Source organism: Thalassotalea euphylliae (assembly GCF_003390375.1).
Classification (GTDB): domain Bacteria; phylum Pseudomonadota; class Gammaproteobacteria; order Enterobacterales; family Alteromonadaceae; genus Thalassotalea_F; species Thalassotalea_F euphylliae_A.
In genome coordinates this window covers 2,559,799-2,573,095 of record NZ_QUOT01000001.1, presented here as the reverse complement: position 1 = coordinate 2,573,095, position 13,297 = coordinate 2,559,799, and the positions used below count along the sequence as shown (strand labels likewise).

Here is a 13,297-nt window from a genome sequence, read left to right as displayed (position 1 = left end):
TATACCCCTTAAAGTTCAGCGACTAATTTATCTAAGATGTCGCTGTGTGCAGCGGCATCAATTGAACGCTCAAGAATTTTCTCGGCACCAGCAACAGCTAACGCAGACACTTGCTGACGTAGCTCTTCTTTGGCACGGTTGCGCTCAGACTCAATTTCTGCATGACCAGACGCGATAATTTTTTCGCGCTCGGCTTGTGCTTTTTCAGCAGCTTCATCGATCATTTGTGCTTCGCGTTTTTTCGCAGCTTCAATGATCTCAGCAGCTTGTGCTTTTGCTTCTTTTAACTGTGCAGCAGCTTTCTCTTGAGCAAGCTCAAGGTCTTTCGCAGCACGGTCTGAAGCAGCAAGGCCATCAGCAATGGTTTTCTGACGGTCTTCAATAGCAGCCATAATTGGCGGCCACACAAACTTCATGCAGAAGATTACAAATACGATAAATGCAATAGATTCACCGATAAGGGTGGCATTAATATTCATATTCGTTAGCTCCTAATATCTATTAAATTCGCAGGGTTCGTTGAGTTACTCTTATGCACCAACAGCGAATAGTAGATATAGACCGATACCAACACCGATCATTGCGATCGCATCGATAAGACCCGCTACGATGAACATTTTAACTTGAAGTTGAGGTGCAAGCTCAGGTTGACGAGCCGCTGACTCTAGGAATTTACCACCTAATAGACCAAAACCAATCGCAGTACCTAAAGCACCTAAGCCGATTAGCAATGCAACAGCGATATATAACATATTAATCTCCGATTATTTAAAGTAAGTTATAAAGTTAAAAAATAAAAAATTGTTGCGGACTTCCTGTCCTGATAACCCTTTGGGTTTTTAATTATTAATTCAGTCCCAAAGAATTAATGATCTTCATGCGCCAAGCTTAAGTACACGATGGTTAACATCATGAAAATAAAGGCTTGAAGCGGAATTACTAACAAGTGGAACGCAGCCCATAGGAAGTGAACCGGTAATTGGAATAAACCAATGGTTGCGATCAAAATAAAGATCAATTCACCTGCGTACAAGTTACCAAACAGACGTAGTGCTAATGACACTGGACGCGCAATCAAAGTAACGGTTTCCAAGATGAAGTTCACTGGAATAAATGCCCAATGGCCAAATGGCTGCATGGTTAGCTCTTTAGTGAAACCACCAATACCTTTTACTTTAATTGAGTAGTAGATAATTAATGCAAATACACCAATTGAAAGGGCAAATGTCATGTTCATATCAGTGGTTGGTACTGATTTGATGTAAACATCGTGAGGGTCCATACCAAAACCGTATTGACCAATTAGACCTGCAATAGTTGGGATCCAGTCAACTGGTACCCAGTCCATTGCGTTCATTAACAATACCCATACGAAGATAGTTAATGACAATGGCGCAATCAGCGCGTTTTTACCATGAAATGTTTCTTTTACGCTCTTGTCAACAAACTCGACAACCATTTCCACAGCACACTGAAGTTTGCTCGGAACGCCTGTCGTTGCTTTTTTAGCGACTGAACGGAAGGTAAGTAAGAAAACCAAGCCTAGAACAATTGACCAAGCAAGCGTATCAACGTGTAATGTCCAGAAGCCGGCATCAGCACACGCTTTGTTAAAAGCGACGCCGCCGTCAGACATACACATTTTCGCGTTAGTCAAATGGTGCTTGATATAAGAGCCAGTATCTGCTGCCATCTTGTATCCCAATTATTGTTGATTAAAAGTAAATCTGCTCAATGCGGCGTAGACAATGGGAGACACGACCGCGATTATATATGTGCAAAAAAATGGGGCTAACGATAAATCGAGAAACTTGAAACTCAAAGCAAATAATAGCGCCGTTAGAACCATTTTTATTTTTGCGCCTTTAAAGAATGAATCCATTACTTGTTTGGCGGCGCTAGCTCCTGCAAATTTGAACGCATACAGGGCAAACACAAAATTAGGGATTATGCCGATACAACCGCCAACCAAGGCTGACTGGGCATGGCTTAACCCCCAACTAAAATAAATCAGTACTGTAGAAATTAGAGTTAGTGTAGAGGCAAAAATCAATTGTTGCCGCGCTAAATTGCGACCGGGCTTAACCAACTGATTCACACTGATAACCTCTAACGAAAACCTTCGTAAAACCTACATTTTTTGAGTGAGAAAATTTCAACTCAAAAAATCCTCGCAAGTATACTTAATTACGGTTTTATTGCAACCAAATAGGGCTACGAACGCTGGTATTTTGTACGAAAAAAGAGAATATGTGAAAAATGTGTAACATTGAGGAAATTGATACCTAAATGTTCGAATTGAATAATTTAACTTACTGGTTAACATATTTTTATATATAACCAACAATATCAAATATTTAAATTATTGTCTGTAGTATGAAAAGCCGAATTAACTCCCTATATTTAATAGGGTAATTAAAAGTGATAGCATCAATTACGAATCAACAACGAATAGCAGAAAATAAAAAGAAAAATAGTGTTGACGGCTAACAACAACACTATCTTTTTTGGGTATAAATGGGTTTAAGGTAGAAACTCAGGAATTAGTGAATTTTCGCCAAAATGCCGTCAAGTTCTTCAAGGTTGGTATAAGAAATCACCAGCTTGCCTTTGCCTTTTTTGTTGTGGCTGATCGACACTTGCGATCCTAGACGCTCAGCTAGGCGTTGTTCCAATGACACTGTGTTGGGATCTGGTTGTTGTGGCGCTTTTTCTGCTGGCGGCTCTTGCACTTTTTTAATTAAGGCTTCTGTTTCACGCACTGTCAGCTCTTTTGCCACAACAGTACGTGCAGTAGTGTTTTGCACATCGCCTTCAAGTGATAACAAAGCACGGGCGTGACCCATTTCAATATCACCGTGCTCTAGCAAGGTTTTTACTTCGTCATTCAGGTTATTTAAACGCAGTAAGTTAGTCACAGTTGTGCGAGATTTTCCTACCGCCTCGGCGACTTCTTGGTGAGTTAGTTCAAACTCAGTCAATAAACGCTCTAATGCTATCGCTTCTTCCATCGCATTGAGATCTTCACGTTGAATGTTTTCAATGAGTGCGATCGCGACAGCGGCTTCATCGGCTACATCTTTAACTAAACATGGGACTTCAGCAAGTTCAGCTAGTTGAGCTGCCCGCCAACGGCGTTCACCAGCAATAATTTCGTATTGGTGATCACCAACACTGCGCACAACGATTGGCTGGATAATACCTTGTGCCTTAATAGAACTGGATAATTCTTCTAAGGCATCCGGCGACATATCTTTGCGCGGTTGATATTTACCCGGTTGCAATTGCTCAATCGGTAATTTACGCAATTCACCTTTTTCTGGTGCTGCACTAACGTCTTGCATGTCGTTATCAACATTTTCATCAGCCTTAGGGGCTTGTGTTAACAAAGCATCTAAACCTCGGCCTAAACCGCGACGTTTTGCAGGGCTCATATCAATCCTTCAAATATTGTTATTTTAAGTGACGTTTATATTTATTAGTCAGTGACTTCTTCAGTTTTTGGCTGCTTAGCCAGTTCTTCGCGTCTTAATATTTCACCAGCAAGCGCTAAATACGCTTTCGCACCTGTTGATGATTTATCGTAATACATCACAGGCGCACCAAAGCTTGGCGCTTCGGCGAGACGAACATTTCTTGGAATAACGGTGCGATAGACTTTATCACCAAAATGACGCTTTAACTGCTCAGAAACATCATTGGCTAAGCGATTGCGCGGATCGTACATGGTTCGTAGGATTCCCTCAATCTTTAATTCGCTGTTCACTACTGAGGTCAGTTGAGAAATAGTTTCCATCAACGCGGTCAGCCCTTCCAGTGCATAATATTCACACTGCATTGGTACTAACACCGAATCTGCCGCTGCCATGGCATTCACCGTTAACATGTTTAGCGACGGTGGACAGTCAATGATAATAAAATCATAGTCATCTTTTACGGGTTCCAAGGCATTGCGTAGTCTCAGTTCCCTCGCAAATACTTCCATTAATTTGATTTCTGCCGCGGTGACATCCGCATTGCCAGCAATCAGATCGTATAAACCTGAAGTTTCACGATAAACGACTTCGTCAAACGGCTTTTGCTCGACCAGTAGTTCGTAACTAGTGACCAAATCTTCATATTTGTCGATACCACTACCCATAGTGGCATTACCTTGAGGATCAAGATCAATCAATAATACTTTTCGTTTGGTTGCCGCTAACGAAGCAGCTAAATTGACTGATGTCGTGGTTTTGCCCACGCCACCTTTTTGGTTTGCAACCGCAATAATTCTGCCCACAAGTGCCTCGAAGTCTAGTTATTCTTTTTCAATTCGATTAAGTGTCGTTCGCCGGTTAATTCAGGAACATGCAATTCATGACTTGCCACTAACGTAACATTTTCAGGTAAAGCATCCAGCTCATCTTCTGGGTATTGTCCCTTTAGCGCATAAAAACGGCCAGTTTCACTGTCAATCAAGTGATGACACCAAGACACCATGTCTTGCAATGAAGAAAATGCGCGGCTTAACACTCCATCAAATGCTTGTGCTGGAATATGTGCTTCAACCCGCGATTGCACAGGCTCGACATTGGTTAACTTCAATTGATAGACAACTTGGCGTAAAAACGTAATACGTTTTCCTAAGCTATCTAATAATACAAAATTCCGCTCAGGATACAATATGGCAAGAGGAATGCCAGGCAAGCCTGGACCAGTGCCAACATCGATAAAGCGATTACCATTGAGTAATTGACCAACAACTAGGCTATCAAGAATATGTTTAACCAACATTTCTTCTGGATTGCGGACGGAAGTCAAGTTGTAGGTTTTATTCCATTTGTCGAGTAGTTCGACGTATTGAATTAACTGATTAAATTGAAGATCGGTTAAGGAAATATCAGTTTGCGCCACAAGGGCGCGTAATTTATCTGCCAACATCTAATTTTGTCTATTGTTTTGCTAAGCAAGCGTTAGTCTGTGCGCTTGCCTAAACGCATTAATACGTTAGGCGGTTTTGCGCAATAAGCCGTGTTTTTTCAAGTATACCAGCAATAATGAAATCGCCGCAGGAGTAATTCCCGAAATACGTGACGCCTTGCCTAAGGTTTCTGGGCGAGCATCGGTAAGCTTGGCAACGACTTCATTGGATAAGCCAGAGATTTGGCTGTAATCGAAATCTACAGGGATGACGGTATTTTCGTGACGCTTTTTCTTTTCAATTTCATCCATTTGGCGATCGATATAGCCTTGATACTTAATTTGGATCTCTACTTGTTCAGCCGCTTGCAGATCTTCAATCGCTGGGCCAAAAGCGTCAATCGACATCACTTGTGCATATTTGGTTTCTGGGCGACGTAAAATATCTTCTAACGTCGCTTCTTTGCTGATTGGGTTCTTTAATTGCGGATTTAATTCAGCCGTCGCGGGATGATCTTTTTGCACCCATACCGATTTTAAGCGTTGGCGCTCTTGCTCGATATTGTCCATTTTCTCGTTAAAGCGTGCCCATCGCGCATCGTCAACTAAGCCTAACTCACGACCTTTCTCTGTTAAACGAATATCGGCATTGTCTTCACGTAGCAATAAGCGATATTCAGCACGCGAAGTAAACATACGGTAGGGCTCTTTAGTGCCTAAGGTCGCAAGATCATCGATTAACACGCCCATATAGGCTTGATCACGACCAATGATCCACTCATCTTTACCTTGAACACGCAATGCCGCATTCGTTGCCGCCACTAAACCTTGAGCACCTGCTTCTTCATAACCTGTCGTACCGTTAATTTGGCCAGCAAAGTAAAGGTTATTCACAAACTTGCTTTCCAACGTTTGTTTTAAATCGCGAGGATCGAAGAAGTCGTACTCGATGGCATAGCCAGGGCGAGTAATGTGCGCATTTTCAAAGCCTTTGATCGATCGAACTAAATTCATTTGCACATCAAATGGCAAGCTCGTTGAAATACCATTAGGGTAGACTTCATGCGTTGTTAAGCCTTCTGGCTCAACAAAGATCTGGTGGGTATCTTTGTCGGCAAAACGCATGATCTTATCTTCAATTGATGGGCAATAGCGTGGACCAATTCCTTCAATAACACCGGTATACATCGGCGAGCGATCCAAGCCAGAGCGGATAATGTCGTGCGTTTTCTCGTTAGTATGGGTGATGTAGCAAGAGATCTGCTCTGGGTGATCGTCATGAGATCCCATAAACGAGAAAATTGGTCTTGGTGTATCACCAGGTTGCTCTTGCATCACCGAAAAGTCTAACGTTCGTGCATCTAAACGCGGCGGTGTACCTGTTTTTAAGCGATCAATTCGAAATGGCATATCGCGCAGACGAGAAGCTAAATTTACTGAAGCAGGATCACCAGCACGTCCACCTTGATAATTGTTAAGACCAATATGGATCTGACCAGCAAGGAAAGTTCCCACAGTAAGTACGACTGCATTACCTTTGAACTTTAAGCCCATTTGCGTAGAAACACCGACCACTTGATCGTTTTCTAAGATCAAGTCATCACAAGGTTGTTGAAAGATGGTCAGATTTGGTTGGTCTTCCAGTGTGTGGCGCACAACTGAGCGATATAAAGCGCGATCAGCTTGTGCTCTCGTTGCTCTAACAGCAGGCCCTTTACTAGCATTCAAGGTTCTAAATTGGATCGCAGCGTGATCAATCGCTGTTGCCATTAGCCCGCCTAGTGCATCGATCTCTTTCACTAAATGCCCTTTGCCGATCCCGCCGATCGCAGGATTACATGACATTTGTCCAAGGGTATCAATATTGTGTGTTAGCAATAGGGTTTTACAGCCCATTCGAGCTGCAGCCAAACAAGCTTCAGTGCCAGCATGACCACCACCAACAACAATTACATCAAATGTATCTTGATACCACATGAATTCACTCACCCAACAAATAACACCGGAAAAAAGAGGCGTATTTTAGCATTGTTTTTAAAGTCAGGGGAATGATCATTTTTGTAAAAAGATCAGCTGTGGATCACGAGATAAATATTTAGATCTATATAAAGATCTTATTATTATTTCTTATTAGCTTTGCGCTTTTTTGTGGATAAGCATAAAAAGCACATATAAATCATGATCTTTAATTGATCATGATCTTGTGATCAAAGTTTGATCTAGTGCGGTAAAAGCTATGATCAACAAGGCTATTTATCCACAGTTCACATTGTTAATTTATTTACCAACTGAATAATAATAACTAATTAACCGGGTTATACGCTATTTATCCACATTTGATGTTTTTTATAGATCTAAATGTGGATAAAGACTTAATAAGATCAGGATAAGCGATCTTTATGTGTTTCAAGCCACTCTTGCGCTGCTGTTTCAGGATCGTCTATTTGTGTGATATCAATGGTTTTGATGTCAATTATTTTAGCGCAAGACTTTGAATTTAAAAGTTTATCTAAGTTTTTTGCTGCATAACAAAAGGTATCGTAGTTAGTATCACCAATACCGATCACGGCATATTTAGTGTGTATAAGATCCTGTTGACTGTTTTCGAGATCGGTAACAAATGCTTGAATATTGTCTGGGTAGTCACCTGCGCCATGTGTGGATGTGCAGATCAACCAAGTTTGATCTTTTTGCTCGATCTCAGAAAATTCAGGTGTGTAATGTAGGGTTGCTTGGTGGCCAAGGGTCTCTAACGTTTCTTGACATGCTTCCGCGACATATTCTGTACCGCCAAGCATGCTGCCAATAATGATTTGAAAAGATGCCATAAAAAGAGTGGTTAACTTCTGATAAAAATATATGCGGCATCTTAGCACTTTTTTACTGTCTAACAGGTCTATTGTTCTAATCGCATTAAATTTGCGACGACCATTAACTTTTAACGCAGCAAACTCATTATGCAGGCGGTTCGCATGATAAAGAAAATATCCTTAATTCCGTGGTTGATGCTATTTGTTTCAGGGCATAGCTACAGTGATACACAACAACAAGTGCACAGTGTATTTACTGCTTGGACGACGATAGCCAATATACCCAGCGATAGCAGCAGCTTAATGTCGGCAAGCAGTGATGTACAAAGTAACGTGCGCAGTTTCGCCAGACAAGAGTACTTATCACAAATTGATTTTACTCAGCTTTCAGCCAATGTTGATGCCGTTACAGGCGCTCAGCAAGCCGAAGCTTTTATTATTAGTGTGCCATTGCCAACTGGTGAGCTGGTGAATTTTACTTTATCGCCAAGCCGGGCTATTGATGGTGCGTTAGCTGAAAAGTATCCCAATATTACGACATTTAATGGGGTTCAAGTTAATCAGCCTGATAACGTTGGTAAATTTGAACTTACGCCAGCGGGCTTTCGCGGCATGTTCTACCATCAAGGTAAACTGGTTTATCTCGATCCTAAATATCTTGATAACAACCGCATTTATACCAGTTATTACCAGCAAGATGCACTTGAGCATGGGCAAGCTTCAGCAACGCGCTATCAACCTAAGATAACCCGTCAGTTAAGCGGAGAACTTGCACAATCAAAACAAGCTAACCAAACAGTAAAAGCCGCACGTACGCCAGTGCAGCTCAAAGAGTATCGACTAGCTATTACCACGACAGGAGAGTACACGGCGTTTTTCCAAGGCAGTGTTAGTAACGTCATGGCTGAGCTTGCGACGCTGGTTAACCGCATTAACATGATTTTCGAGCAAGAGCTTGCGGTACGGATGATCTTAGTGGCTAACAATGATCAACTGATTTTCACTGATGCAGAAAGCGATCCTTTCCAGAATGAACTTAACAATGACAGCGATGAGTCAACACGGGTGATCTCAAACATCATTGGCAGTAACAACTATGATGTTGGTCACGTACTTGGTACTGATGGCGGCGGATTGGCATTCCTCGGCGCAGTCTGTATTGATAGCATCAAAGGAGGCGGTGCAACGGGATCATTTAGACCAACGGGGAGTTCATTTTATGTAGATCTTGTTGCTCACGAACTTGGTCATCAGTTTGGTGCTAGCCATACGTTTAACGGCTTAACCGATTCTTGTGGTGGTGGTAATCGCGCGGCTGGCAGCAGTTATGAAGTTGGCAGCGGCTCAACTATTATGGCGTATGCGGGCATTTGCGGTAGTCAAAATATTCAATTTCGGGCCGATCCATTCTTTCATGGGCATTCAATGGATCAAATGGCGAGTCATCTTGCCCGTTTTCCAAGTTGTGGAATCAGTACCGAACAAGTGAATAGAAACCCTGTCGTTGATGCTGGGAGTGACTTTAGTATTCCAGCCAATACCCCATTTACGCTGACCGGCACGGGTACTGATGAAGATGGTGACGAACTTACTTATGACTGGCAACAGTTTGACTTAGGTCCTGGCAGCAATGGTACTAGCGAACAAGTTGATGATGGCCAACGTCCTTTATTTCGTGTGTTTGCTCCCCAATCAGTGCCAAGCCGCACGTTTCCAAGGCTGACCGATGTGCTTTCTGGCACCCTCACGCTTGGTGAAACATTTGCCACCACTAATCGCGATTTGAATTTTCGTTTAATTGTTCGTGATAACAATGGCGGGGTTGCCTCTGATAATACTGTCGTTAACGTGGTAAATACTGGGGAAACGTTTGCGGTTACTGAGCCATCACTGAATGATAGTTGGACTAGTGCTGAGCAGCTTGTGCAATGGAATGTTGCTGGTACTGACCTTACCCCAATCAACTGCGCAGCAGTGGCAATAGACTTGTCACTTGATGGTGGTAATACTTTCGATGTAAACCTGGCAACAAGTGCGCCGAATACTGGCAGCTTTACCGTTAATTTACCGGCGTTAAGTAGCAATAATGCACGGCTTAGGGTCAGTTGTGCCGACAATGTATTTTTTGCCGTAAATGAGGGGCGATTTAGCGTTAATAATTCGCAAGCGCTATCATTTGAAATTATGGGGTTGAGCAATCCGTTAGCAGTTGATGAAGACCAACAATTAACACTCTCTGTGGCTAATTTTACGATTCAAGGGCAAGTTGCTGATAGCTTGATAATTTCTGAAGGTGATAATTACTCTGTCGATGATTCGACCGTCATTCCAGATACCAACTTTAACGGCAGCTTGTCTATTGAAGTACGTGCTGTTGCAGGTAGCGAGCAAACTCCTGTGTTTAGCGCGCAAGTGGCCGTTGCAGCCGTTAATGATGCACCTGTAGCAACTGATGATGAGTTAATGCTAGTACAGGGCGCCAATACGCAACAAATTAATGTACTTAGCAATGATTCTGATGTTGATGCTCAAGATAACTTAACGTTATCACAACTGCTTTATACAGGTGATGGTCAAGCGAGTATTGTAAATAACCAGATCAGTTATACGCCTGCAACTACTTTTACCGGTGAGGAGACGATTAGCTATACGGTTAGTGATAGCAGTGGGGCAACCGATACCGCCAATTTGATTATTACCGTTAATGAAGTTGACGTGAACAACCCTCCGTCAACAAACAATGACTCAATTACGTTAACGCAAGGATCTGGAAATCAGTTAATTGATGTATTGGCGAATGATTCAGATCCTGATGCAGGAGATACCTTAACTCTTACTAGCATTGACTATTCAGGTAATGGCCAAGCTAGCATATCGAACAATCAGATCAGCTATACACCTGCGGCAACCTTTAGTGGCCAAGAAAACATTGCTTATACTATAAGCGATAGCTCTGGGTTATCTGCCACTGGGTTATTGAATATCACGGTGAATGCTGCACCTCAACCGCCAACACCAGCACCAGTCGAGCCCGAATCTAATGAGTCTGGTGGCTCTGGTGGTGGTAGCCTTTATTGGTTAACGATATTGTTGTTTGTTGCAGGTAGTTTCCGTGTCGTTGGCTTTTATCAACGAGGAGAGCGCAAGTGAAAATCTATTCGATGATAATAGCACTATTTGCATTTTCTCTTACGGCTTGCCAAAAAAGTGATCAGGCGAGTGAAGCTACAAACTCAACATTAGCACCTGCGTCAATGCAAGAATCAAAGATGCTGGAAGCCTGCTATCAAGGTATAACGGCCAACGATGCAGTCGCTAATGCGATTGCTAATCAAGATTTTCGCTTGCTGTCGACATCGACGCGAATACCACAATTTCCGGGCACGGACCAGTCGCGTTATCAAGAATACAAAGCAAAATGTGGCGCTAACTTCTTGCCAAATATGGGGGATGTAAAGCAGCAAGGTGAAAGTTCAGAAATGCGAAAACAGGTAAAGCAATATATGGTCGAGTATAACCAACTGATGCTTGAGACCTGTTTAAAGCATCATAATAATGGCTAAACAATACTGAATAAAAGTTTAGTTAACCAAGCGAGCTTAACGTATGCGCGGGCATAATTGTGCTTGCTCGACAATCATGAAGAGCAAGCAATATTTTAATGTTAACTATCGCACTGTTTGAGTCGTGGATTATTTACCAATACAGAAAGTAAAATTTATATAAAATACAGTGATTTAATGTGATTGTGGTGGGCCATTAGCGACCCTCTACCAGATAAGAAAATCTAATTAAAAGAAATTTCCTCTAATTTTCAACTTTATCTTTCTTTACTTTGTTTTATCGATCATCCTTTTGATCTTAGATCGCGATTTAGATGATCAACCTTTTCTTTAGCATAGGATTCTACTTCCTTTGTTGTCATTACTCTATTACTTAGAAGCCAACTATCGATTTCTTTTCGAGAGAAGTAGATCTTCTTACCACTAGGTTTGCAATGTGGAATTTGTCTAGCATGCGTGAGCTTGTATAAGTAACCTTTACTAAGTCCTGTGTACTCAACGCATTCATCAAAAGTTAATACATTTTTCAAACCTAACGAAATTTTCTTAAACTCATTTTTAATGATTGAGTGAATCGACCAGATTTTCCTAGACACAAATAAGTTGTAAACTTTGCGTCCTAGGAGGATGAATGAGCGCTAAAAGATTTCCCGAAGAATTTAAGGTTCAGGCCGTTAAGCAAGTGACTGAAAAAGGTCACTCCGTTGCAAGCGTTGCAGAACGGTTAGATATCTCGACAAATAGTCTTTATATCTGGTTAAAACGCTATGGCAGTAACAGCGAACACTACCAAGAATTATCCGAGCAAGAAAAGCGTATTAAAGCGCTTGAGAAAGAACTAAAGCGTACTCAACAAGAACGTGATCTATTAAAGGAAGCCGCCGTGTACTTTGCGGGCGAGTCAAAGAAAAGTACACGTTCATAAAGTCTCGGCTCAACCAATACCCCATAAAGCTGATGTGCCAAGCGTTGCAAGTTCACCGCAGTGGCTTTCATGCTTGGTTGCAAAAGCCAGAATCCAAGCGAGCTAAGGATGACAAGCGCTTAACGGGTTTAATCAAACAGTCTTGGCTTGAAAGCGGCTGCGTTTACGGTTATCGCAAAATTCAAAGTGATATGTTGGATTTAGGTGAAGTTTGCTCAAAGAATAGAGTTCATCGATTAATGCAGTTATCAGGCATTCAAGCTCAAGTCGGCTATAAGAAGCGCAAAGGCAACTATGGCACTAAGCCTTCTGTGGTCGCAGATAACCAGTTAAAACGACAGTTTGATGTAGTACAGCCAAATCAAGCTTGGGTAACTGATATCACTTATATTGATACGCACGAAGGCTTTCTCTATTTAGCCGTAGTTATCGACTTGTTTTCTCGGCAAGTCGTTGGCTGGTCGATGCAATCGATGATGCATACTGATTTAGTCTTAAGTGCATTACTCGCTGCTGTATGGCGAAGAAAACCTAAGCAAACGGTTATTATACATTCCGATCAAGGCAGCCAATTTACAGGTTATGACTGGCAACGATTTGCTGCTGAGCATAATTTATCACTCAGTATGAGTCGTAGAGGTAACTGCCATGATAATGCTGTTGCTGAGAGCTTCTTTCAGTTGCTAAAACGTGAACGGATCAAGCGAAGAAAATACAAAAATAGAGAAAAAGCTAAGGAAGATATTTTCGATTACATCGAAATGTTTTATAACAGCAAACGTAAACATGGTTATCTAAATAATCAGTCTCCAACTGACTATGATAAAACCTATTTTATGAATCAAGAAAACGTCTAGGGTAGTCTGGTCGATTCAGATTTAGTTTTTGCAGATGTTTGTAGATATTGTTTAAAGTCATTTAATAATTCTGCATTAATATCTTCAAAGCTTAGCTCTGGAAGGCTATAAAAGCGCTTTAAGTGTATTAGGGATGAGATCCAAATAGAGTAGTTGGAAACACTATCTGAATTAGTTCAGACAAGATCTGACACATCTTCTTGAAAAGTAGAGAGTTACCCGTTTTGATAAAGGTGCTGAATC

General features: G+C 41.7%; 13 protein-coding genes and 1 pseudogene. 3 read left to right on the top strand and 11 right to left on the bottom strand.

The genetic code is table 11. The features are described 5' to 3' along the window. Window positions 1–8: 8 nt before the first annotated feature. From atpF to mioC, 9 genes are all read right to left on the bottom strand, one after another. Entirely contained in the window at window positions 9–479 is a 471-nt protein-coding gene (gene atpF, locus DXX94_RS11430; protein ID WP_116002223.1) for a F0F1 ATP synthase subunit B, read from the bottom strand. 51 nt (window positions 480–530) lie between these two features. Next, on the bottom strand, window positions 531–752 hold the full coding sequence (atpE, locus tag DXX94_RS11425) for a F0F1 ATP synthase subunit C (RefSeq protein ID WP_089153031.1): 222 nt from the start codon (window positions 750–752) through the stop codon (window positions 531–533). A gap of 113 nt (window positions 753–865) precedes the next feature. Next, window positions 866–1,693 carry a F0F1 ATP synthase subunit A gene (atpB, locus tag DXX94_RS11420; protein ID WP_116015976.1) on the bottom strand — a complete coding sequence of 276 codons (828 nt, stop codon included), beginning with the start codon at window positions 1,691–1,693 and terminating at the stop codon, window positions 866–868. A 12-nt stretch (window positions 1,694–1,705) separates the two neighbouring features. Then, window positions 1,706–2,098 (bottom strand): ATP synthase subunit I, encoded by a 393-nt coding sequence (locus DXX94_RS11415; RefSeq protein ID WP_116015974.1) that lies wholly within the window; start codon window positions 2,096–2,098, stop codon window positions 1,706–1,708. A gap of 445 nt (window positions 2,099–2,543) precedes the next feature. Continuing rightward, window positions 2,544–3,434, bottom strand: coding sequence for a ParB/RepB/Spo0J family partition protein (locus DXX94_RS11410; protein ID WP_116015972.1), 891 nt, complete (start codon window positions 3,432–3,434; stop codon window positions 2,544–2,546). Window positions 3,435–3,478: 44 nt separating this feature from the next. Continuing rightward, window positions 3,479–4,279, bottom strand: coding sequence for a ParA family protein (locus DXX94_RS11405; RefSeq protein WP_116015970.1), 801 nt, complete (start codon window positions 4,277–4,279; stop codon window positions 3,479–3,481). 14 nt (window positions 4,280–4,293) lie between these two features. Continuing rightward, window positions 4,294–4,920 (bottom strand): 16S rRNA (guanine(527)-N(7))-methyltransferase RsmG, encoded by a 627-nt coding sequence (gene rsmG / locus DXX94_RS11400; protein WP_220347677.1) that lies wholly within the window; start codon window positions 4,918–4,920, stop codon window positions 4,294–4,296. Between the two features lie 66 nt (window positions 4,921–4,986). After that, window positions 4,987–6,876, bottom strand: a complete 1,890-nt coding sequence (gene mnmG, locus DXX94_RS11395; RefSeq protein WP_116015968.1) for a tRNA uridine-5-carboxymethylaminomethyl(34) synthesis enzyme MnmG — start codon at window positions 6,874–6,876, stop codon at window positions 4,987–4,989. Window positions 6,877–7,280: 404 nt separating this feature from the next. Beyond that, window positions 7,281–7,727, bottom strand: a complete 447-nt coding sequence (mioC, locus tag DXX94_RS11390) for an FMN-binding protein MioC (RefSeq protein ID WP_116015966.1) — start codon at window positions 7,725–7,727, stop codon at window positions 7,281–7,283. A 144-nt stretch (window positions 7,728–7,871) separates the two neighbouring features. Between mioC and DXX94_RS11385 the strand changes: the two genes are divergently transcribed. After that, a complete protein-coding gene (locus DXX94_RS11385) occupies window positions 7,872–10,859 on the top strand; it encodes a reprolysin-like metallopeptidase (RefSeq protein ID WP_181901540.1) in 2,988 nt (995 codons plus the stop codon). Then, window positions 10,856–11,272 (top strand): hypothetical protein, encoded by a 417-nt coding sequence (locus DXX94_RS11380; protein ID WP_116015962.1) that lies wholly within the window; start codon window positions 10,856–10,858, stop codon window positions 11,270–11,272. The genes DXX94_RS11385 and DXX94_RS11380 overlap by 4 nt, the downstream gene beginning before the upstream one ends. 284 nt (window positions 11,273–11,556) lie before the next feature. Here the strand turns inward: DXX94_RS11380 and DXX94_RS11375 are convergent, their stop codons facing one another. Beyond that, on the bottom strand, window positions 11,557–11,868 hold the full coding sequence (locus tag DXX94_RS11375) for a helix-turn-helix domain-containing protein (RefSeq protein WP_258872153.1): 312 nt from the start codon (window positions 11,866–11,868) through the stop codon (window positions 11,557–11,559). Between the two features lie 35 nt (window positions 11,869–11,903). Between DXX94_RS11375 and DXX94_RS11370 the strand changes: the two genes are divergently transcribed. Further along, window positions 11,904–13,054, top strand: a protein-coding gene (locus tag DXX94_RS11370; RefSeq protein WP_116013626.1) for an IS3 family transposase whose coding sequence is annotated in 2 segments (ribosomal slippage) — window positions 11,904–12,150 and window positions 12,150–13,054 — 1,152 coding nt in all. Because the reading frame shifts where the segments join, the coding sequence is not laid out codon by codon here. On the opposite strand, the pseudogene DXX94_RS19735 reads toward DXX94_RS11370, so the two are convergent. Then, a pseudogene (locus tag DXX94_RS19735) lies at window positions 13,051–13,212 on the bottom strand (phage integrase SAM-like domain-containing protein); the annotation flags it as partial. The gene DXX94_RS11370 and the pseudogene DXX94_RS19735 sit on opposite strands and share 4 nt — an antisense overlap. Window positions 13,213–13,297 lie beyond the last annotated feature (85 nt).